Genomic DNA, 21057 nt, shown 5'->3' on the forward strand with positions numbered 1-21057 from the left:
GGCGAGCGATCGTTTCCCGCAGGAAACATTCGCAAACTCCGAATCAATGTACAAGCTGTTTCAATAATTTCAGCGACAGCTTCCCGGGTGAAAACATTTCACGTGGGGCGTTGAGAGAGAAAGATTTCATCGGGAAGTGGTCACCCGATTCGCGGCCGGAAAATCCGATGGCTTTCGTCGTAACCGCAAGCGCAAGCGCAGGAAATGGAATGTTGCAACGCAGCAACTTCATCTCCTGGGCGTAGGGTTTTCCTTCCGCGCGCGGCCGTCAGCGCTTCTCGAAATACGGAATGAAGATGCCGTTGGCGGCCGTGCCCACCTGCTTGACCCAGTTCAGCGAAAAGTTCTCGCCGAGGCGCTGCAGGTCGCGCCCCAGCAGGAAAGGCACCGGCTCGATCTTCACGCCGTTGCGCCGCAGTTCGTCCGTCGAGCGGGCGGCGGCCTCGGCGCTGCGGGCCCATCCGCGCGTCTCGGCGAGCGCGCACGCGGCGGCCAGCGAGCTGCGCGACGACGGGTCGAGCCCGTCCCACGCCCTGGCGTTGACGAACACGAGGTTCTTCGGAAACCACGCGTTGATCTCGTAGAAGTAGCGCATCGACTGCCACGCCTGGTTCTCCACGCCGGTCACGGCGGAGGTCAGCATGCAATCGATGCGGCCTTCGGCCAGCGCCTTGCCCAGGCCGGTGGCCGGAACGTCGACGGGCACCGCGCCCATCAGCGTCGCGATGCGCGCGGTGGTGTCGTTGTAGGCACGCATGCGCATGCCGCGCAGGTCGCCCACGCCGCCGAGCGGCCGCGTCGAGAAGAGGCCCTGCGGCGGCCATGCCACCGCGTAGAGGACGCGCAGGCCGCGCTGCGCGAAGTCCTGCTCGATCAGCGGGCGCTGGATGCGCCACAGCAATTGCGCATCGGCATAGCTGCGCGTGATGAAGGGAACGGAGTCGGCGCCCGCCAGCGGCACGTCGGCCGCGAGGCTGCTCATGATGGCTTCGCCGGCCTCGACCCTGCCCTCCTGCACCGCCGCGCGGATCGCGTTCAGCGCGAACAGCGTGTTGCCCGGATGCACCTCGATGCGAAGCTGCCCGCCGGTCGCGGCCTCCACCTCCTTCGCCATCGCCAGCAGGTTGGCGGTGTGGAAGTTCTCCGCCGGATAGCCGGTGGCCAGCCGCCACACGACCGCCTGCGCCGACCCCGCGGCCGGCGGCAGAAGGCCGGCCCCGCACGCCAGCCATGCGAAGCCGCGCCGCGTGATGCTGCCGCTGGTCATGCCGCTGCCTTTCAGGCGATGGTCGCGATGGCGGCGCCGACCGCCACGTAGCCGCCCGCGGCCACCGAGATGGCGATGCGACCCGCGCGATGCGCGAGCACCTGCATCTCCATCTTCATAGCCTCCATCACCGCGATGACGGCGCCCTCGGTGACCTCGTCACCGTCGGCCACCTTCCATGCCTGCACCGTGCCCGAGACGGGTGCGGCCACCGCGGCTGCATCCGCCGCGGGTGCCTGCGACGCGGGAGCCGCCGCGGCACCGCCTGCTGCGGCCGAGAGCCCGCTCAGCAGCACTGCCGGCAGGCCCACCGCCATGCGCCGCCCATCGACTTCGATCGCCGTGCGCAGCAGCGCGGCGTCGGGCAGCGGATCGGGGCGCAGGGCCGGCGTCTCGCCGTTGGCGAAGTCTGTCTCGATCCAGCGCGTGTGCACCTTGAAGGCGTCGCCCGAGACGAAGTCCGGGTGCGCCATCACCGCGCGATGGAAGGGCAGCACCGTCGGCAGGCCCTCGATGCGGAACTCCTTGAGTGCACGCCGCGCCCGCGCGATGGCCTGCTCGCGCGTGGCGCCGGTGACGATGAGCTTGGCCATCAGCGAATCGAAGGTGCCCGGCACCTGCGAGCCCGACTCCACGCCGGCATCCACGCGCACGCCGGGCCCCGAGGGCGCGTCGAACACCTTGACCGGCCCGGGCGAGGGCAGGAAGCCGCGCCCCACGTCCTCGGCGTTGATGCGGAACTCGAAGGCATGGCCGCGCGGCGCGGGCGTCTGCCTGATCTGCAGCGGCAGGCCTTCGGCGATGCGCAGTTGCTCGATCACGAGGTCGATGCCCGTGGTTTCCTCCGTCACCGGATGCTCCACCTGAAGCCGCGTGTTCACTTCGAGAAAGGAGATCGCGCCGCTCGCGCTCAGCATGAACTCGACCGTGCCCGCGCCGGTGTAGCCGGCCTCCGCGCAGATGTCGCGCGCGGCCTGATGGATGCGCTCGCGCTGCGCGTCGCTCAGGAAGGGCGCGGGCGCTTCTTCCACCAGCTTCTGGTTGCGCCGCTGCAGCGAGCAGTCGCGCGTGCCGAGCACGACCACGTTGCCGTGCGTGTCGGCCAGCACCTGCGCCTCGACATGGCGGGGGCGGTCGAGGAACTGCTCGACATAGCACTCGCCGCGCCCGAAGGCCGTCACCGCCTCGCGCACCGCAGATTCATAGAGGCCCTCGACCTCGTCGAGCCGCCACGCCACCTTGATGCCGCGCCCGCCGCCGCCGAACGCGGCCTTGATCGCGACCGGCAGGCCGTGCTTCTCGGCGAAGGCCAGCACCTCGCCCGCGTCCTTCACCGGACCGGCCGTGCCCGCCACCAGCGGCGCGCCCACCTTCATCGCGAGCTTGCGGGCCTGCACCTTGTCGCCCAGCATCGCGATGGCGGCCGGCGGTGGGCCGATCCAGGTGAGCCCGGCGTCGATGACGGCCTGCGCGAAGGCCGCGCTCTCCGAGAGGAAGCCGTAGCCCGGATGCACCGCGTCGGCACCGCTGCGCGCGGCCACGTCGAGCAGCTTGGCAATGTTGAGGTAAGTGTCGGCGGGCTTGTTGCCGTCGAGCCCGTAGGCCTCGTCGGCCATGCGCGCGTGCAGCGCATTCAGGTCGGCGTCGGCATACACCGCGACCGACTTCACGCCGTGGTCGGCACAGGCGCGCGCGATGCGCACGGCGATTTCGCCCCGGTTGGCGATCAGTACTTTCTTCATGGGGAGGCTTTCACTGGGCCATGGGCCTGAATCGGACGCGCGCGTTCACGGGGATCTGCCCCGCGCGGTCGAGGTGATGGGTGGCGACGGAGGCGATCACGGGATAGCCGCCCGTCAGCGGATGGTCGGCCAGGAACAGCACAGGCTGGCCGCTCGCCGGCACCTGGATCGAGCCGCGCGCGGTGCCCTCGCTGGGCAGCTCGGCGTGGTTGGCGCGCTGCAGCGCTTCTTCGCCGGCCAGGCGGATGCCGACGCGGTTCGACTGCGGCGTGACGGTCCATGCCTGGCCGCAGAGCAGCTCGACTGCGTCGGGCGTGAACCAGTCGGTGCGCGGGCCGAGCACGATGTCGAGCACCACTTCCTCGTGCACGGTGGGCAGGCCGGCCGGCGGCGCCTCGGGCTCGCCGACCAGCGCACCGGCCGACACCGCGCGCACAGGCAGCATGTCGCCCGCGGCGAGGGCGGCGGGGCCGACGCGCGCGAGCGTGTCGGTCGAGAGGCTGCCTAGCACGGGCGCGATGTCGAAGCCGCCGCGCACCGCGATGTAGCTGCGGATGCCGGCCGTCGGCTCGCCGAGCGCGAGCACGTCGCCGTCGGTCAGCGCGACCGCCTGGTAGCGCGGCAGCGGCCATTTCGCGCCATCGGCGCGGGTCAGCGTGACCGGAGCTTCGGCGCCGGTGACCGCCACCACCGCATCGCCACGGCAGGCGAACTGGAAGCCGCCGTAGGCGACCTCGATGCACGCGGCGTCGGAGGCATTGCCGACGAGCCGGTTGGCCGCCTGCAGCGAGCGCCGGTCCATCGCGCCGGAAGCCGACACGCCCTGCTTCGCCTGCCCGTGGCGGCCGCCGTCCTGCAGCAGCGACTGCAGGCCCGGGGCGCGGATCTCCAGGGCGCAGCCGCTCTTCGGCACGGCCGGTTGCGCAGGCGCGGCGGCGGCCTGCACCTCCGCGCGCGGCTGGCCTGTCACGTCGACGAAGCGCACCGCGTCGCCCGGCTGCAGCAGCGCGGGCGTCTCGCGCGACAGGTCCCACATCGGCGTGTCGGTCACGCCGATGATCTGCCAGCCGCCCGGGCTGGCCTGCGGATAGACGCCGCTGAAGCTTCCCGCGAGCCCGACGGCGCCGGCGGGAATGCGCGTGCGCGGCACCTTGCGGCGCGGCACGTTCAGGCTCGGGTGCCCGCCCGAGAGGTATGCGAAGCCGGGCGCGAAGCCGGTGAAGGCCACGGTGTAGTCGCTGCCGGTGTGGCAGCGCACGACTTCATCGGGTGTGATGCCGAGCAGCCCGGCCACCTCGGCCAGGTCCTCGCCGTCGTAGCGCACCGGAATCTCGATGCGCCTTTCGCTGCGCGCCTCGCGCGCGTCGAGGCTGCGCGCGCCGACCTGCCGCGCGAGCTCGTCGGCTGAAATTGCGGCCGGCCGGAAGGTGATGAGCAGCGTGCGCGCCGCGGGCACCAGCTCCTCGATGCCCGCGATGGGCTCGGCGCGCAGCGAGGCCAGCAGCGCGAGCGTCTGCGCCAGGTCTTCGAGCTCGACCAGCACCGCATTCAGGTTGACCGGCAGGAAGCGCATCGTCGTCATGCGGCGTCCACGAAGGAGCGGATCGCCACGCCCGACTGCTCCAGCAGCGCGCGCACCCGGCGCGCCATCTCCACCGCGCCAGGGCTGTCGCCGTGCACGCAGACCGACTCGGCCTCGATGCGCACGCTGCTGCCGTCGATGGCCGTGACCACGCCTTCGGAAGCCAGCCGCAGCATGCGCGCGGCCACTTCTTCGGCGTCGTGCAGCACCGCGCCGGGTTCGCGGCGCGACACCAGCGTGCCATTGGGCGTGTAGGCACGGTCGGCGAAGGCCTCGGCCACCACGCGCAGGCCAGCGTCGCGCGCCCAGCCCAGCAGCGGCGAGCCCGCGAGCGCCACCAGCACCAGGCTGGCGTCGATCTCGCGGATGGCGGCGATCACGTCGCGCGCCTGGCGCTCGTCGTGGGCGATGGTGTTGTAGAGCGCGCCGTGCGGCTTCACGTAGCGCACCGTGGTGCCGGCCGCGGCGGCCAGGCCCTTGAGCGCACCGATCTGGTAGATCACGTCGGCGCGCAGGTCGGCGCTTTCCACGTCCATGTTGCGGCGCCCGAAGCCCACGAGATCGCGGTAGGCCACGTGCGCGCCGATGGCGACGCCGCGCTCCCTGGCCTGCCGCAGCGTGCGCAGGATGCCGGCCGGGTCGCCGGCATGGAAGCCGCAGGCCACGTTGGCGCTGCTCACGAGGGAAAGCATGGCGGCGTCGTCGCCCATGCGCCAGGCGCCAAGGCTCTCGCCGAGGTCGCTGTTCAAGTCGATGTTCATCGTTCGGTCTTCAGTGAGTCGGTCAGTGCAGGCGGCCCGCCGTCTCCCGCACGTCGTCGCGCACGAGCAGCGCGGTGCGGATCGCCACGCGGAAGGCTTCCACCTGCGCCTGCAGCGCCATGCTCGCCACGCCGGGCCTGGAGGCGGCCTGCTCGGGCAGGTAGGGCACATGCACGAAGCCGCCGCGCGTGTGCGCCAGCATCGGCCGGGTCGCGAGGCGGTGCATCAACGCATAGAAGATGTGGTTGCACACGAAGGTGCCGGCGCTGTTGGACACCGCCGCGGGCAGCCCGGCGGCGCGCATGTCGCGCACCATGGCCTTGATCGGCAACGTCGAGAAGTAGGCGGCGGGGCCGCCCGCCTCCACCTCGATGTCGATGGGCTGGTAGCCGGCGTTGTCTGGAATGCGCGCGTCGTCGATGTTCAGCGCGGCGCGCTCCAGCGAGATCTCTGTGCGCCCGCCCGCGGCGCCGATGCACAGCACCAGCGGCAGCGGCCTGCCGCTCTCCGCGATGCCCGCCATGGCGGCGTCGAGCACGTGGATCGAGCGGCCGAACACGCAGGGCAGCTGCAGCGCCTGCACCACGGTGCCTTCGCAGCGCCAGCCCTCGAGCGCGCGGGCGATCTCCCACGCGGGGTTGACGGGATCGTTCTCGAACGGCTCGAAGCCCGCGACCAGCACCCGGGGCGCCTTGTCATCGGTGGTCATGCGGAGCCCTCAGCGGAACATCAGGAAGTACATCAGGAAGATGTTGACCACCAGCAGCGTGGCCGCGGTCGGTATCTGCACGCGGATCACCGCGTTCTTGTCGGGCAGCTCCAGCAGCGCTGCCGGCACGATGTTGAAGTTGGCCGCCATCGGCGTCATCAGCGTCCCGCAGTAGCCCGAGAACATGCCGATGGCCGCCATCACCGCCGGGTCGCCGTGGTACACGCCCACCAGCACCGGCACGCCCACGCCGCCCGTCATCACCGGGAAGGCCGCGAAGCCGTTGCCCATGATGATGGTGAAGAGCGCCATGCCCAGCACGTAGACCGCGACGGCAACGAAGCGGATGTCCATGTTGATGTAGCTGGTGGTGACATACGCCACCGCCTTGCCCACGCCCGCGTCGGAGAACACCAGGCCCAGCATGCCCAGCATCTGCGGCAGCACCACGGCCCAGCCCAGCGCGTCGGTCAGGCGGCGCGACTCGCGCATGCCCTGAACCGGCGTCTCGCGCGTCAGCCAGCAGGCCAGCGCCAGCGCCGCCACGCAGCCCACGCCCAGGCTCACCAGGGTGGTGTTCTTGGGGTCGAGCAGGAAGGCGTCGCCGATCTTGACCTTGCTCACGAGCACGGTGCCGATCACGGTGACCAGCGGGATCGCCAGCGCCGGCATGAAGAGCTTGTTGCCCAGGCGCTTCGCACTGGCCTCGTACTGGGCGGACGTCGGCTCGTCGTGCTTGCCCGCGCCCACGCCGCGCATGCCGGCGATGACGGCCATGGCGATGGCGCCCACGCCCACCAGCGCGGGCGGCAGCTTGTCGCCGACCAGGAAGACCAGCGAATACAGGCCCCAGAAAAGCGCGCTGGTGTAGCGCTTGGGATGCTGGCGGTCGGCCAGCGTCATCACCGCCGTGATCGCGAGGATCAGGCCGACCAGGATGTAGAGGTGCTGGATCGAGAGGATCATGATCAGCGGCCCTCTTGCGTTGCGGGGACCGAGGGAACCGTGGGCACTTCAGGCTTGCCGTCGAGTTCGCGCGCCAGCGCCTGGTCGAGCCGGCGCAGGCGCCAGGCGTGGATCACGAAGGCGGCGATGGCCGTCGGGATGCCCCACATCGCGACGTGCAACGGCTCCACGTCGATGCCGGCCTCGTGCAGGAAGGTTGTCATCAGCACGATGGCGCCGAAGGCCACGAAGATGTCCTCGCCGAAGAACAGGCCCACGTTGTCGGTGGCCGCTGCATAGGCGCGCAGCTTGTGGCGGATGCGATCGGGCAGCTTGCCGTAGCGCGTCTCGGTGGCGCCCTCGGCCATCGGCGCGAGCAGCGGACGCACCATCTGCGGATGGCCGCCCAGGCTGGTCAGGCCCATGGCCGCGGTCAGCTCGCGCGCGGCCAGGTAGACGATCAGCAGGCGCCCGGCGGTGGCCGACTTGATGCGGCTGATCCAGTTCTGCGCGTGCTGGCGCAGGCCGTGGCGCTCGAGCAGGCCGATCACCGCCAGCGGCAGAAGAATGATCAGCGGCAGGTTGCGCGTCTTGATGAAGCCGTTGCCGATGGCCGTGAGGATCGCCATCGGGCCGAAGCCCGCGGCCGCCGCGGTGGCGATGGCGGTGACGATCACCACCAGCATCGGATTGAAGCGCAGGACGAAGCCCGCAATGATCACGGCGACGCCGATCAGCGGCCAGAGGTGAGGGATGTCAGGAGTCATGTTGGTCTTTCGTTTGGTGATTCGGAGACACCTTGCGCCGGGATTCCGGCTGGCCGCTTCTTGCAAGCTGCGTGCCAATGAATGAGCAATTCATTTCTCCTGAATCACTCAATTTCAATAAATTGTTGAACAATTTATGAGAGTGTGCCCAACAACAGTGCCTGCATGACCCCATGAAAACCCTGAGCACGCCACCGTCTGGTGCATCCGGCAGGGCCCGTCTTTTGCCGGTCCAGCAGGGAAAACCTGCTAAAAACGCCCGGGTTCACGGACCCTCCCTTAGCTGCCTTCCCCTTTCGGCATGACCCCTCCGGCCTCGACGACCCCATCCGCCCCGCCTGCCGCAGCCGGCGCACAGACGCTCAACGACCGGGTCGCGGAGCTGATCCGCCAGAAGATCGTGAAGGGCGAGTTCTCGCCGGGGCAGCGGCTGTCGGAGGCCGCGCTGGCCGACAGCTTCGAGATCTCGCGCAACACCCTGCGCGAGGTGTTCCGCACGCTGACCAAGGAAGGCCTGCTCAAGCACGCGCCCAACCGCGGCGTGTTCGTGGCGGTGCCGAGCATCGCGTCGATCATCGACATCTACCGCGTGCGACGGCTCATCGAATGCCAGGCGCTGGCGCAGGCCTACCCGCGCCACCCCGCCAAGAAGCACATGCGCGAGGCGGTGGAGATGGCGCTGAAGTGCCGCGAGGCCGGCGACTGGCTGGGCGTGGGCACGGCCAACATGGAGTTCCACAAGGGCATCGTGGAACTGGCCGACAGCGAGCGGCTGAACAACCTGTTCGCCCATATCCTGGTCGAACTGCGGCTGGCCTTCGGCCTGCTGAAGGACCCGGAGTTCCTGCACGCGCCCTACGTCGACATGAACATGAAGCTGCTCGAACTCATCGAGGCCGGCAAGTTCGCCGAGGGCTCGGCCGCGCTCAACGACTACCTGGTGCACTCCGAGCGCATCGTGCTGGCGGTCTATGCGCGCAGCATGCCCGAGGGCGGCATCGACAGCTAGGGCCTGCGGATAATGGCTGTCCGCCCCCTGAAGGACACCCGCCATGACCCTGTCTGCCTACCTGCTCTTCCTGCCGGCCTGCTTCGCCATCAACATGGCCTTCGGGCCCAACAACCTGCTGTCGGTGACCAACGGCGCCAGGCACGGCTTGTCTCCCGCGGTCATCGCGGCCAGCGGCCGGCTCGTGGCCTTCGCGATCATGATCGCCATCGCCGGGCTGGGCATGGGCGCGGTGCTGGTGGCCTCGGAGCTGGCCTTCGACGTCATCAAGTACATCGGCGCGGCCTACCTGGTGTGGATCGGCATCCGCCTGCTGCGCGCACCGACGCCCACGGCCGAGGTGCAGGCGCGAGACGCCGCCTCCGCGCCGCCCTCGATGCGCGCCCTCATCCGGCAAGAGTTCACCGTGGCGGCGGGCAACCCGAAGGCGATCCTGGTGTTCACCGCCTTCTTCCCGCAGTTCGTGGTGCCGGGCGCCTATGCCTCCAGCTACCTGCTGCTGGGCCTGACCTTCCTGGTGTTCGAGCTGGTGGCGATCGCGCTCTACGCGCTGCTCGGCGCGCGCATGCGCCGGCTGGCCAACGGCAGCCGTGCGATGCGCTGGTTCAACCGCATCAGCGGCAGCATGATGGTCGGCTTCGGGGTGATCCTGGCCTTCACGCGCCGCCCCGCATAGGAAGCGCTCCCCCAGGGCTTCGCGCACTTCGTGTCGCTGCGCCAACCCCCTCGCCGGGGGCAACACCTGCGGCCCGGCAAAGCCGGTTCCGCGGTGTTCCGCGAAAGAATCTTCAGGCTTTGAGGTATTCGGCCTTGGTGCCCAGCCAGCGGTCGATGTGCCGCTGCGCCAGGTCGGGGTGCTTGCGCAGCATGACCGGCGCGAGTTCGCGGGCCCAGTCGAGCAGCAGCGTATCTGTCGTGAGGTCGGCAAAGCGCAGCAGCGGCGCGCCCGACTGGCGCGCACCGAGGAACTCGCCGGGGCCGCGGATCTCGAGGTCGCGCCGCGCGATCTCGAAGCCGTCGCTGGTCTCGGCCATGGCCTTGAGCCGCGCGCGTGCCGCCTCGCCGACGCGGCCGCTGTCGCCCGGCGCATAGAGCAGCACGCAGGCCGAGGCCGCCGCGCCGCGCCCCACGCGGCCGCGCAGCTGGTGCAGCTGCGAGAGGCCGAAGCGCTCCGCATGCTCGATGACCATGAGCGAGGCATTCGGCACGTCCACGCCCACTTCGATCACGGTGGTGCTCACCAGCACCTGGATCTCGTTGGCGGTGAACGCCGCCATCACCGCCTGCTTCTCGGCCGTGGGCATGCGCGAATGCAGCAGGCCCACCTGGATGGGCTCGCCCAATGTTTCGGCCAGCTCGTCGCGCGTCTCGGTGGCGTTGCGCAGGTCGACGGCCTCGCTCTCCTCGATCAGCGGACAGACCCAGTAGACCTGCCGGCCCTGCGCGATCTGCGAGTGGATGCGGTCGATGACCTCGTCGCGCCGGTGGTCGGCCACCAGCCTGGTGATGATGGGCGTGCGGCCCGGCGGCAGCTCGTCGAGGGTGGAGACATCGAGGTCGGCGTAGTAGCTCATCGCCAGCGTGCGCGGGATGGGCGTGGCGCTCATCATCAGCAGGTGGGGTTCCAGGTGCCCTTGCGCCTTGCCGCGCAACGCGAGGCGCTGCGCGACGCCGAAGCGATGCTGCTCGTCGATGATCGCCAGCGCGAGGCTCCTGAAGCGCACCTTCTCCGAGATGACCGCGTGCGTGCCGATGACGAGCGCGGCCTGGCCGCTTTCCACCGCCGCCGACATCTCGTCGCGCTCCTTCTTCTTCTGGCTGCCCGTGAGCCACGCCACGCGCTGGCCACGCGCCGCCAGCAGCGGATCGAGCCAGCCGACGAGCTTGCCGAAGTGCTGCGCCGCGAGGATTTCGGTAGGCGCCATCAGCGCGCACTGGAAGCCCGCGTCGATGCAGCGTGCCGCAGCGAGCGCCGCCACCACCGTCTTGCCCGAGCCCACGTCGCCCTGCAGCAGCCGGTGCATCGGGATCTCGCGGCCGAGGTCGCGCGTGATCTCCTCGCCGACACGCTGTTGCGCACCCGTGAGGCCGAAAGGCAGCACGGCAAGCAGCTGCGCATGCAGCGAGGCCGCGTCGGGTTCGGGCGGTGCGGGCGGCAGCACCGGCGCGCGCTGCGCCGCGCGCTCCATCCGCGCCTGCAACTGCGAGAGCTGCTGCGCGAGCAACTCCTCGGCCTTGATGCGCTGCCAGGCGGGATGGCTGTGGTCTTCGAGCGTGGCGATCGCCACGTCGGGCGTCGGGTAGTGCAAGAAGCTCAGCGAGTCGCGCAGGTTCCACGCGCCGCGAAAGCCGATCTGCACGGGAACGGTCTCGTCGAGCACCGCGCGCGCCAAGCCCGAGCGCACCTCGCGCCGCAGCACCGGCTGCGCGAGCCCCGCCACCGTCGAGTACACGGGCGTGAGCGCGTTCGGCAGTGCGGTGCCGGCCGCCTTCACCGTGGGGTGCATGATCTGCCGCCCCACGAAGCCCCCGCGCACCTCGCCACGCACGCGCACCTTCGCGCCAACCGCGAGTTGCTTCTGCTGCGAGGGATAGAAGTTGAAGAAGCGCAGCTGGCAGGTGTCGCTGCCGTCGTCGATGGTCGCGATGAGCTGGCGGCGCGGGCGGTAGACCACCTCGCATTCGGTGACGACGCCTTCGACCTGCGCCACGTCGCCGTCGCGCGTGTCGGCGATGCGCACGATGCGCGTCTCATCCTCGTAGCGCATCGGCAGGTAGAGCGCGAAGTCGATGTCGCGCACGAGGCCGAGCTTGCGCAGCGCGCGCTGGACCTGGCTCAGGCCGGAGCCCGGCGGCGACGGCTTCTCCGGCGCGGCGGCGGCCGCTTCGGCGGTGGGAGTCGGGGCTTTCTTGGCGGGCACGGAAGAGTCTTCTAGCGCGGCCGGCAAAGGTCCGTCAAGGCGCTGCGGGCGTCGGGGAACATGAAGCCGAAGCCCGACTGCAGCAGCCGCGCCGGCACCACGCGCTGGCCTTCGAGCAACAGATCGGCCTGCTCGCCGAGCAGCAGCTTGACGGGCGCGGCGGGCGTCGGCATCCAGCAGGGCCGGTGCAGCACGCTCGCGGCGACGCGGGTGAATTCCTCCTGGCTCAGGGCGCCGGGCGCGGTGAAGTTGAACGCCTGCGCGGCCGGGGGCGCCGCAGCGTTCTCGGTCAGGGTCCACACATGCGCCATCGCGCGGATCAGGTCGTGCACATGCACCCACGACAGCCATTGCCGCCCGCTGCCCAGCCGTCCGCCCATGCCCAGCGAGATCGGCAGCAGCAACTGCGGCAGCGAGCCCTGGTGGCCCAGCACGAAGCCGAAGCGCATGCAGGCCACGTGCACGCCGTGCGCCACCGCCGCTTGCGCCGCCCGCTCCCAGCGCTGGCACAGCTGGGACATGAAGATCGGCTGCGGCGGCGCGTCTTCCGCGAGTTCGCTCGCGTCGCCCTGCGGCTGCACACCGTAGTAGCCGATGGCGGAGCCGGACAGCAGCAGCCATGGCTTGCGCGGCCGCGCCGCGATCCATGCGACCAGCTGTTGCGTCAGCCCTTCCCGGCTTCTCAGCAGCTGCGCCTTGCGCCGCTCGCTCCAGCGCATGCCCAGGATGCGCGCACCCGCGAGGTTGACGACCACGTCGATGTCGTCGGCCGCCGGCACGTCGTCGAGCGACTGCACGCAGCGCACCGCGCCGCCGAAGTTCCAGGCGGCCGATCGCGCATCACGCGTCCAGACCGTCACGGCATGGCCGTCGGCCACCAGATGACGCACGAGCAGTTGGCCGATGAAGCCCGTGCCGCCCGTCACCAGCACGCGCTGCGGCTTCGATCCGAAGCGCACCGGCGCCTGGGCATCGCGCGCCCGCTCCTGCGCGCCGCGCCTGAAGAGCGCGCGCGCCGCGAAGGCATCGCGCAGGCCCGACAGGCCCACGCCCGCGCCGCACAGCGCGAGGAAGGCGCCGAGCCAGCCCTGCGGCTGCCACACCATCGCGGTCGGCTGCGCTGCCCAGTCCGTCGCGCTCATCGCCAGCAGCGCGATGAAGGCACCCGCGTTGATGGCCAGCACCGTGTGCGTCACGCGCTCGGTGGGCGGCAGCAGGCGGCTGCGGTCTTCGACCACGAAGTCCCACAGCGTGAGCACGATCTCGACGCCGAACACCGCGAGCAGTACCCACGCCCATGCGCCATGCCAGGCCCAGGACGACAGCCCGATGAAGAGCGCGCAGTAGATCGACGAGCGCGTGGCGTGGATCGCCAGCTCGCGCCCGGCCGTGCCGCGCCGCGGCAGCGCCTCGGTGCCCTCGTGGTGGTAGAGCGTGTCGAAGGCGCCGAGCGCGCCTTGCGCGGCCATGAGTTGCAGCGCAAGCAGGTGCGTGTCGATCATGCGGGCACCGCCTTCGGCTCGGGAATCTCCTCGAACACGCCGACCTGGGTGAAGGTCGTGCCCATCAGGCAGTGGCGGATCTCGATGCGGATGTTGAAGCGCTCCGGTGTCTCGTTGTGGTGCCAGAGGAAGGTCTTGCCGGGCGTGAGCACGCCCGGCAGCGGGATACGCCAGCCGAAGACGTCCCAGAAATAGCCGTCGCTCTGGAAGTGCAGGCTGCCGTTCTCCACGCTGAGCACCAGCTTCATGCCCAGCCCCATGCCCACGTACTCCAGCACCTCGCCGCGCTCGCTCTCGCGCATGAAGCTGGTGAACTGGATCGGCTTGCGATTGCGCAGGCGGTAGATGCGCTGCTTGTAGATGGCCCGGTCCCGCGGCTTGGCGTAGACCTGGATCTCCACGGGGAAGTCGGCGTCGCTGTAGGGAATGAGTGCGCCCTGGATCATCGGCTGCGTGATGTGCCCCAGCAGCTTGCCGAAGCGCGAGCAGCGCAGCTCGCTCAGCGAGCCCAGGTAGTGCAGCGCCTTGCCCGGCGACGGGTTCTTGTCGAAGCGGCGGCGGATGTCGGGATGCAGGCCCTGCCAGGCGCTGCCGAGGATCTTCTTGAAGAGCTCACCTTCGGAGGGGCCGGACGACGAGCCCGAGGCAACACGCGCAGCTTGTGAATCGACCATCCGCCGATTCTGCCTCGACAACCCTGCGGAAAAGGCCGGCTTTCGCGGCATGGGACAATCCGGGCCTTCCCCCGCACCGTGCATCCACGGCGTCGAGTGGAGCCCCACCGCTTCCCGTCTTTTCTTGGAACGGGCCCGTCCGGCCCTCAAGCACATGCGCGCTTTCACGCTCTCCGATTTCGATTTCGCCCTGCCGCCCGAGCTGGTGGCGCAACACCCGGCCCCCGAACGAACCTCCTCCCGCCTGCTCGATGGCACGGGGCCCGCACCGGTCGACCGCATCTTCAGGAACCTGCCCTCGCTGCTGCGCCCGGGCGACCTGCTCGTCTTCAACGACACCCGCGTGGTGAAGGCCCGCCTCTTCGGCGAGAAGCCCACCGGCGGCAAGCTCGAACTGCTGGTGGAGCGCGTGCTGCAGGGCCAGGAAGTGGTGGCGCACATGAAGGTCAGCAAGAAGCCGACCGTGGGCACCACGCTGGAGATGGTCGGCGGCTTCCGCGCCACGCTGCTGGGCCGCTGGCCCGACGAGAACGGCGCCCTCTTCCGCTTCGCCTTCGAGAGCGACACCGGCGAGAACCCCTACATGCTGATGGAGCGCTGCGGCCACGTGCCGCTGCCGCCCTACATCACCCACACCGACTCGGCCGAGGACGAAAGCCGCTACCAGACCGTGTTCGCGCGCGTGCCCGGCGCGGTGGCGGCACCCACCGCCGCCCTGCACTTCGACGAAGGCCTGCTGGCCGAGCTGGAGGCCAACGGCGTGCAGCGCGCCAACGTCACGCTGCACGTGGGCGCCGGCACCTTCCAGCCGGTGAAGACCGAGAACATTTCGGAACACACGATGCATGCCGAGCGCTACGAAGTGCCCGAGGCCACGCAGCGCGCGATTGCAGAATGCAAGGCGCGCGGCGGCCGCATCGTGGCCGTGGGCACGACCACCGTGCGCACGCTCGAGTCGTGGGCCAGGAGCGGCAAGGCCGCGGGCGACACGCGCATCTTCATCACGCCGGGCTTCGTCTTCGAGCACGTCGACCTGCTGGTGACCAACTTCCACCTGCCCAAGAGCACGCTGATGATGCTGGTCTCGGCCTTCGCGGGCTACGAGCGGGTGATGGGGCTGTACGCCCACGCCATTGCCGAACGCTATCGCTTCTTCAGCTATGGCGATTCCATGCTGCTCGCACGCACCCAGGACTGAACGACATGCTGAACTTCGAACTCCTCAAGACCGACCCCGACAGCCACGCGCGACGCGCCACGCTCACGCTCAACCACGGCAAGGTGCAGACGCCGATCTTCATGCCAGTGGGCACCTACGGCACGGTCAAGGGCGTGATGCCGCGCAGCCTGGAAGAGATGGGCGCACAGATCATCCTGGGCAACACCTTCCACCTCTGGATGCGCCCGGGCCTCGACGTGATGGCCAGCTTCGGCGGGCTGCACCAGTTCGAGAAGTGGGACAAGCCCATCCTCACCGACTCCGGCGGCTTCCAGGTGTGGTCGCTGGGCGCGATGCGCAAGATCAGCGAGGAGGGCGTGAAGTTCGCGTCGCCCGTCAACGGCGACAAGCTGTTCCTCACGCCGGAGGTCTCGATGCAGATCCAGACCATCCTCAACAGCGACATCGTGATGCAGTTCGACGAGTGCACGCCCTACGACACCAAGGGCCACATCACGACCGAGGCCGAGGCGCGTGTCTCGATGGAGCTGAGCCTGCGCTGGGCCAAGCGCTGCCAGGCGGAATTCACCCGCCTGCAGAACCCGAACGCGCTCTTCGGCATCGTGCAGGGAGGCATGTACGAGAACCTGCGCGAGGAGTCGCTCGCGGCGCTGGTCGACATGGACTTCCCCGGCTACGCCATCGGCGGCGTGAGCGTGGGCGAGCCCAAGGAAGAGATGCTGCACATCATGGGCCACACGCCGCACCGGCTGCCCTCGAACAAGCCGCGCTACCTGATGGGCGTGGGCACGCCCGAGGACCTGGTGCAGGGCGTGGCCGACGGCGTCGATATGTTCGACTGCGTGATGCCCACGCGCAACGCGCGCAACGGCACGCTCTTCACCCGCTTCGGCGACCTGAAGATGCGCAACGCGCGCCACAAGAGCGATCCGCAGCCCATCGACCCGAGCTGCACCTGCCACGCCTGTGCGGGCACCTCGGGCGTGAGCTGGAACGACGGCGGGCGCGAAGGCTTCAGCCGCGCCTACCTGCATCACCTGGACCGCTGCGGCGAGATGCTGGGGCCGATGCTCACCACCATCCACAACCTGCACTACTACCTGAACCTGATGCGCGAGATCCGCGAGGCGCTCGACGCGGGCACGTTCACGGAGTTCCGCGCGCGCTTCAAGTCCGACCGGGCGCGAGGAGTCTGAAAAAGAAGCAGCCGGCAGCTACTTCAGCGGCTGGATCGGCAGCGGCGTGGCGTAGGGCTCGATGCGCAGCGCATCGTTCCTGAACACCACGATCTGCCTGAGCGGCGCCTGCACCAGCGCGCCGCCCGCGTCCTTGCTCGAGGCGTACTGCCACAGGGTGAGCTGGCCCTTGGCGGCGAGCTGGGTCGCCAGCCGCTCGACCGCGGGGCCGGCGCCTGCCCCGAGCATCGCGGCGTCGGCGCCGACGATCACCTCGTCGCGCGCAGAGACCACCTTGAAGAGCTGCACGCCGGATGCTGCGGCCTGCGCCCGCACGGAGCGCACCGCCAGCGCGGCGGGAACGAGCATCGCGAACGCAACGAGGGTGCGGCGGCGGGGAAGTGCTTGGGTCTTCATGGGAGCAAGCGTAGCCACGCCCGCTCGCGCCGCCCATTCGCCGGAAGCCATACACCGGATACACCGGCCGGCCGCTATCCGCTACGCTTGCCGTCCGTCTCCACGCTGCCGCAGCCACCATGACCGACGCATCACCACCACTTTCGCCCTACACCGCCCGCTATCCCTCGCTGGCCGGACGCACCGTGTTCATCTCGGGCGGCGCCAGCGGCATCGGCGAATCGCTTGTGCGGGCCTTCCATGCGCAGGGCGCGAAGGTCGGCTTCTGCGATCTCGACACCGCCGCCGGCAACGCGCTCGCGGCGCAGCTGCAGGGCGAGCACCCCGCGCTCTTCGTGCCCTGCGACGTGACCGATACGGCCGCCCTCGCGGCCACCATCGACGCGGTGCGCCAGCGCTTCGGGCCGGTGTCGGTGCTGCTGAACAACGCCGCCAACGACCGTCGCCACGAGATGGCCGACGTGACCGACGAGGACTTCGACCGCCTCGTGGCCGTCAACTTCAAGCACCAGTTCTTCGCCGCGCAGGCGGTGGCCGACGACATGCGCGCGCTGGGCGGCGGCTCGATCGTCAACTTCGGCTCCATCAGCTGGATGATCAAGGGCAAGGGCTACCCGGTGTACCAGGCCTGCAAGGCGGCGGCGCGCGGCCTCACGCGCTCGCTGGCGCGCGACCTGGGCAAGCAGAACATCCGCGTGAACTCGATCGTGCCGGGCTGGGTGATGACCGAGCGGCAGATCAAGCTGTGGGTCAAGCCCGAGTCGGGCGCGGAAATCGATGCGGCGCAATGCCTGCCGGGGCGCGTGATGGCGGAGGACATCGCTGCGATGGCGCTCTTCCTGGCCGCCGACGATTCGCGCATGTGCACCGCGCAGGACTACGTCGTCGACGCCGGCTGGACCTGAAAAAAAGCCTCGCGCATCGCGCGAGGCTTTTTCCTTTCGAGAACACCGCGGAACCGGCGTTGCCGGGCCGCCGGTGTTGCGCTCAATCCCGCAGTTCTGCGGGCACCGTACCGCCGTTGGCGGCCAGCTTGGTCATGACCTGGCGGTGCAACCAGATGTTCATCTTGGCGCTGTCGCTGGTGTCTTCGCCGTAGCTCAGCTCGGCTGCCAGCTGCTTGCGCGCTTCGAGGCTGCTGTCCAGGCCCAGAAGCTTCATCAGGTCGACGATGGAGGTGCGCCAGTTCAGGTTCTTCGAGCCCGGCATCGCGTCGAGCACGGCGGCCACATCGCCCAGCGGAATGGCGGGCGGCGGCGCTGCCACGGCGGGCGCTGGTGCATCGGCTGGCGCCGCGGGGGCAGGCGCGGGGGCCTCGGCGGCTTTGGCGCCCGGGAAGATCTTGGAAAGGATGCTGCCAAAAATGCTCATGCTTTTGCTCCGTCGAAGGGGTGGCTGGAAGTCTGCGGCAACACTTGTGTCGCAGCCGGGGGTTGTAGCACGGCCTCGCGGCATGTCCGCTACATGACGTGTCGAAGCTTCCGTGGGCCGTGACCGAATTCGCAGACTACGCCTCGGCCGTCCCGAGGGCCGGCAACACGCGATTCGCGGCCGAGGTGCCGCACGCGTGGCAGAACTTCGAGAACGCGCTCTTGCGGGTTTCGCAGTTGCCGCAGTGGTCGAACAGGCCGATGCCGCAGTGCGGGCAGAAGTCGATCTCGTTGTTCTTCAGGTCCACCGGCCGCTCGCAGCCGGGGCACACGCTCTTGGCCAGGCGTGCGAGCGCGGTGTCGTAGCTCAATTCCTCGCGGCGCACCTGGTCGGGCTGCTGCTCCGCCAGCTTCTGCCGCGCGAGGTAGCGGTTGAGCGCGACGATGGCGTAGCGCCCCACCAGCACCGTCAGCACGATGCCCACCACGTATCGAACATAGCCGCCGTAGCTCGGCAGGTAAGGTACCAGCTCGACGAAGAAGGCGAACAGCGCGAAGAAGATGAAGCCCCACACGAAGGGCCAGTAGGTGCTCTTGCGCTTCTTCGCGAAGAGCCAGCCGGCCACCACCAGCAGCGGCAGCGTGAGCGCCAGCCGGTAGGCGAACACGCGCAGTTCGATGCGGCGGTACTCGGCGTCGAGCTTGCGTTGCGCCTCGTACTCGAGCACCGACAGCGCCGTGCGCGCGCCCTGCTCGGCCTGGCGTGCGTCGAGCGCAATCTGCTGCTGCGCGTTGACCTTGCGCTGCAGCTCCTCTTCCTTCTGCTTGAATGCGTCGAGCGCCTTGGTGCGCGCGATGAGCTCGGTGTCCTGGTCGGGCTGCGCGGTGGCGCGCCTCGTGGCGAGCCAGTTGGAGAAGGTCTCGCGCGCGTTGGTGCTGGCCTGCTGCGCGGCATTGAGCTGCAGGCGGATCTGGTCGAGGTCGCGCGCGGCCTGCAACTCGGCGGCCTCCGAGGCCTTGATGGTGGCGCGCAGCGGCTCGGCCCTGGGCTTGTCGATGAAGTCGTCGAGTTGGCGCACCCGCTCGACCTGCGGCAGGTCGCTCACCACCGTGCTGCCGAGTCCGATGAGGAAGCTCGCGAACACCAGCGCCACCAGCCAGAGGCCGCGGCGGAACCATTTTTCTGAAAGTCTCAAAGACTTGCTCATGTTGTTTTCTCCTCGTTCTTTCTCATTGCAGCTTCAGCGTCACCGGCGCCGCGCCCAGACCGGCGCGCGGCATCCAGGCGAAAACCGAGTCGACCGTCACCGTCTCGATGCGGTCTGAAAAACGCTTGTCGTTCGGATGATCGTCGAAGGCCACGTTGGCCGAACCCACGCGCCCGCCCAGCCGCGTGAGCGGGCCCAGCTTCAGCGTGGTGGGCTCGTAGCCCTTGGACTGCATCCATGCCTGCGCCTGCGCGCGGTTGGCGACGGTGGCGGGCTCCATGGCGGCGGCCAGCGTCTCCATGGCCCACTGGTTCGACTGCTGGTACTTGCGGCCCCACGCGTAGCTCACGATGCTGTAGGGCTCGGTGTGCAGCCGCACGATGCGCGCGGGCGATTCGTTCAGCGCGGCCAGCAGGCGCGCCTGCACCTCGGGCGTGGGCACCACCCAGGCGGCCTCGTAGCGCCACGGGTCGTCGAGGAAGAACTCGCCGAGCCCCTGCCGGTAGACCTCGGCGATGGCGGTGCCGCACTGGTTGAGCTTGTGCACCACGCGCCACGGCCCGGCCTCGGTCTTGTAGGCGAAGCCGAGATGCGAATAGCGCAGGCCGTACTTGCTCAGGTCCTGCCCGGCGCGCGCCAGGAGCACGACGCGCGCGCCGCTGGTGTCGAGCGCCTGCGAGGTGCGCTCGGCCATCCGCATCCCCTTGACGATCACGTCGGGCGTGGGCTTGACCTGCTCGCAGGAGCGGCCGGCCTGCGCCTGCATGGGCAACAAGGCCGCCGCGACCGCCAGCGCGAGCAGCGGCACCAGCGCGCGGCTCACGACAACCTCTCGTTGTGCAGCAGCGCGCGTCCGATGGCGTTGGGCACGAAGGCCAGCACCTCGCCGGCGGCCGACAGCACGACACCCGAGCCGATCACGGTGACGAGCACGCTGGTACCCACGGCCTTCGAGGCGCCATCGGCCGCGCGGCCCGCGACCTTGATGCTGGCGCGCGCGCCGTCGGAGGCGCGTTCGAGCACGTACACCGTGCCGTCCACCGAGGCCTCGACCGCGACCACGGCGAGGGTCGAGCCGCCCACCGACAGCGCGGCGGGCAGCGCGACCGCCGTGGTGGCCGAGGCCCCGACGGCGGAGCCCGCGACCACCACCGACGCCACCGGCATCAGCGAGAGGGCGAGCGAGGCGTCGCTCTGGGCCTGGGCCTGAATGGGAACCGCGACACCGGCGAAGACAGTGCTGGCGGCGACGAGGGCGGCGGCAATCGACTTCCTGATCATGATGAGTCTCCGTTCTTGGGGTGCGTGGGTCATTCGGTGGCGGCTGCGGCAGCAGCTTCGGCGCGTGCCATGCGGCGGCCCTGCATGCGGGCTTCGGCAATGTCGGCCTCGTGGCGGTCGCGCAGCGTCTTGGCCAGCGTGAAGGCCGAGCTGATGAGGAAGAGCCAGCTCACGCCCAGGAAAGCCTTGTAGGCCTCGTTGATCTCCATGCGCACGAGGCCCCAGCCGGTCAGGCCCATCGCGGTGAAGAAGCTGCCCCAGACGACCAGCTTCCACATCGGCACGTCGCGCGCCGCTTCGGAGCCGCGCTCGGCAGCCTGCTGGCTGTCGCGCACGAACTTGGACAGCATGAAGGCGGTGCTCAGGCAGAACACGTAGCCCATCACCATGAACGCCCGGTCCAGCGCCTCGCCCGGCAGCCAGCTCAGGCCGGTGGCGCACAGGAAGACGGCGATCGCGAACGAAGCCCAGGCCTGGAACTGCCAGGCCCGCGTGTCGCGCTGGATGAAGACGGTCGTGGTCGATGAGAGGGGTTGCATGTGTGCCT

Annotated in this window: 22 protein-coding genes; 5 read left to right on the top strand and 17 right to left on the bottom strand. The window is 69.6% G+C overall.

From position 1 onward, the window contains the following. Positions 1-43 precede the first annotated feature (43 nt). From ABL844_RS30565 to ABL844_RS30600, 8 genes are read right to left on the bottom strand one after another with little or no spacing between them, the layout of a single operon-like run. Positions 44-232, bottom strand: a complete 189-nt coding sequence (locus ABL844_RS30565) for a hypothetical protein (protein WP_184639530.1) — start codon at positions 230-232, stop codon at positions 44-46. A 36-nt stretch (positions 233-268) separates the two neighbouring features. Next, on the bottom strand, positions 269-1267 hold the full coding sequence (locus ABL844_RS30570; RefSeq protein WP_418129958.1) for a TRAP transporter substrate-binding protein: 999 nt from the start codon (positions 1265-1267) through the stop codon (positions 269-271). 11 nt (positions 1268-1278) lie between these two features. Then, positions 1279-3009, bottom strand: coding sequence for an acetyl/propionyl/methylcrotonyl-CoA carboxylase subunit alpha (locus tag ABL844_RS30575; protein ID WP_418129959.1), 1731 nt, complete (start codon positions 3007-3009; stop codon positions 1279-1281). Between the two features lie 10 nt (positions 3010-3019). Beyond that, positions 3020-4582, bottom strand: coding sequence for a 5-oxoprolinase/urea amidolyase family protein (locus tag ABL844_RS30580; RefSeq protein ID WP_418131968.1), 1563 nt, complete (start codon positions 4580-4582; stop codon positions 3020-3022). Positions 4583-4587: 5 nt separating this feature from the next. Continuing rightward, positions 4588-5352: a LamB/YcsF family protein gene (locus ABL844_RS30585; RefSeq protein ID WP_418129960.1), complete on the bottom strand. Its 765-nt coding sequence runs from the start codon at positions 5350-5352 to the stop codon at positions 4588-4590. Between the two features lie 22 nt (positions 5353-5374). Continuing rightward, the gene (pcp, locus tag ABL844_RS30590; protein WP_418129961.1) at positions 5375-6061 is read right to left on the bottom strand and encodes a pyroglutamyl-peptidase I; all 687 of its coding nucleotides are present in this window, start codon (positions 6059-6061) and stop codon (positions 5375-5377) included. A gap of 9 nt (positions 6062-6070) precedes the next feature. After that, complete coding sequence (locus tag ABL844_RS30595) at positions 6071-7027, bottom strand: DUF979 domain-containing protein (protein ID WP_418129962.1); 957 nt, start codon at positions 7025-7027, stop codon at positions 6071-6073. A 2-nt stretch (positions 7028-7029) separates the two neighbouring features. Beyond that, on the bottom strand, positions 7030-7773 hold the full coding sequence (locus ABL844_RS30600) for a DUF969 domain-containing protein (protein WP_184639522.1): 744 nt from the start codon (positions 7771-7773) through the stop codon (positions 7030-7032). A gap of 301 nt (positions 7774-8074) precedes the next feature. Here ABL844_RS30600 and ABL844_RS30605 point away from each other — a divergent pair, with 301 nt between their 5' ends. After that, positions 8075-8782 (top strand): GntR family transcriptional regulator, encoded by a 708-nt coding sequence (locus ABL844_RS30605; RefSeq protein ID WP_126021186.1) that lies wholly within the window; start codon positions 8075-8077, stop codon positions 8780-8782. Positions 8783-8825: 43 nt separating this feature from the next. Continuing rightward, positions 8826-9458: a LysE family translocator gene (locus ABL844_RS30610; RefSeq protein ID WP_418129963.1), complete on the top strand. Its 633-nt coding sequence runs from the start codon at positions 8826-8828 to the stop codon at positions 9456-9458. Positions 9459-9570: 112 nt separating this feature from the next. Here ABL844_RS30610 and recG read toward each other — a convergent pair whose 3' ends face one another. The 3 genes from recG to ABL844_RS30625 are packed head-to-tail and all read right to left on the bottom strand — an operon-like array spanning position 9571 to position 13879. Next, complete coding sequence (recG, locus tag ABL844_RS30615) at positions 9571-11703, bottom strand: ATP-dependent DNA helicase RecG (protein WP_418123268.1); 2133 nt, start codon at positions 11701-11703, stop codon at positions 9571-9573. An 11-nt stretch (positions 11704-11714) separates the two neighbouring features. After that, positions 11715-13205 (bottom strand): TIGR01777 family oxidoreductase, encoded by a 1491-nt coding sequence (locus ABL844_RS30620; protein WP_418129964.1) that lies wholly within the window; start codon positions 13203-13205, stop codon positions 11715-11717. After that, positions 13202-13879: a DUF4166 domain-containing protein gene (locus ABL844_RS30625; RefSeq protein ID WP_418129965.1), complete on the bottom strand. Its 678-nt coding sequence runs from the start codon at positions 13877-13879 to the stop codon at positions 13202-13204. The genes ABL844_RS30620 and ABL844_RS30625 overlap by 4 nt, the downstream gene beginning before the upstream one ends. A 154-nt stretch (positions 13880-14033) precedes the next feature. Between ABL844_RS30625 and queA the strand changes: the two genes are divergently transcribed. Beyond that, on the top strand, positions 14034-15077 hold the full coding sequence (gene queA / locus ABL844_RS30630) for a tRNA preQ1(34) S-adenosylmethionine ribosyltransferase-isomerase QueA (protein WP_418129966.1): 1044 nt from the start codon (positions 14034-14036) through the stop codon (positions 15075-15077). A gap of 5 nt (positions 15078-15082) precedes the next feature. Beyond that, positions 15083-16255: a tRNA guanosine(34) transglycosylase Tgt gene (tgt, locus tag ABL844_RS30635; protein ID WP_418129967.1), complete on the top strand. Its 1173-nt coding sequence runs from the start codon at positions 15083-15085 to the stop codon at positions 16253-16255. A gap of 18 nt (positions 16256-16273) precedes the next feature. On the opposite strand, the gene ABL844_RS30640 is transcribed toward tgt, so the two are convergent. Then, positions 16274-16651: a hypothetical protein gene (locus ABL844_RS30640; RefSeq protein WP_418129968.1), complete on the bottom strand. Its 378-nt coding sequence runs from the start codon at positions 16649-16651 to the stop codon at positions 16274-16276. A gap of 119 nt (positions 16652-16770) precedes the next feature. Between ABL844_RS30640 and ABL844_RS30645 the strand changes: the two genes are divergently transcribed. Then, complete coding sequence (locus ABL844_RS30645; RefSeq protein WP_184639506.1) at positions 16771-17556, top strand: SDR family NAD(P)-dependent oxidoreductase; 786 nt, start codon at positions 16771-16773, stop codon at positions 17554-17556. An 82-nt stretch (positions 17557-17638) separates the two neighbouring features. Here the strand turns inward: ABL844_RS30645 and ABL844_RS30650 are convergent, their stop codons facing one another. The 5 genes from ABL844_RS30650 to ABL844_RS30670 all read right to left on the bottom strand — a co-directional run bounded on the left by ABL844_RS30650 (position 17639) and on the right by ABL844_RS30670 (position 21049). Next, positions 17639-18022, bottom strand: coding sequence for a DUF3597 domain-containing protein (locus ABL844_RS30650; protein WP_019653942.1), 384 nt, complete (start codon positions 18020-18022; stop codon positions 17639-17641). 136 nt (positions 18023-18158) lie between these two features. After that, positions 18159-19229 carry a serine endopeptidase gene (locus tag ABL844_RS30655; protein ID WP_418118405.1) on the bottom strand — a complete coding sequence of 357 codons (1071 nt, stop codon included), beginning with the start codon at positions 19227-19229 and terminating at the stop codon, positions 18159-18161. A gap of 22 nt (positions 19230-19251) precedes the next feature. Then, positions 19252-20052 carry a DUF2145 domain-containing protein gene (locus ABL844_RS30660; RefSeq protein ID WP_369660427.1) on the bottom strand — a complete coding sequence of 267 codons (801 nt, stop codon included), beginning with the start codon at positions 20050-20052 and terminating at the stop codon, positions 19252-19254. Then, on the bottom strand, positions 20049-20510 hold the full coding sequence (locus ABL844_RS30665; RefSeq protein ID WP_418118407.1) for a hypothetical protein: 462 nt from the start codon (positions 20508-20510) through the stop codon (positions 20049-20051). The genes ABL844_RS30660 and ABL844_RS30665 overlap by 4 nt, the downstream gene beginning before the upstream one ends. A 29-nt stretch (positions 20511-20539) precedes the next feature. Then, positions 20540-21049 (bottom strand): YiaA/YiaB family inner membrane protein, encoded by a 510-nt coding sequence (locus ABL844_RS30670; RefSeq protein ID WP_126021170.1) that lies wholly within the window; start codon positions 21047-21049, stop codon positions 20540-20542. Positions 21050-21057 lie beyond the last annotated feature (8 nt).

The organism is Variovorax sp. 278MFTsu5.1, from assembly GCF_048305045.1.
Lineage (GTDB): Bacteria > Pseudomonadota > Gammaproteobacteria > Burkholderiales > Burkholderiaceae_C > Variovorax > Variovorax guangxiensis.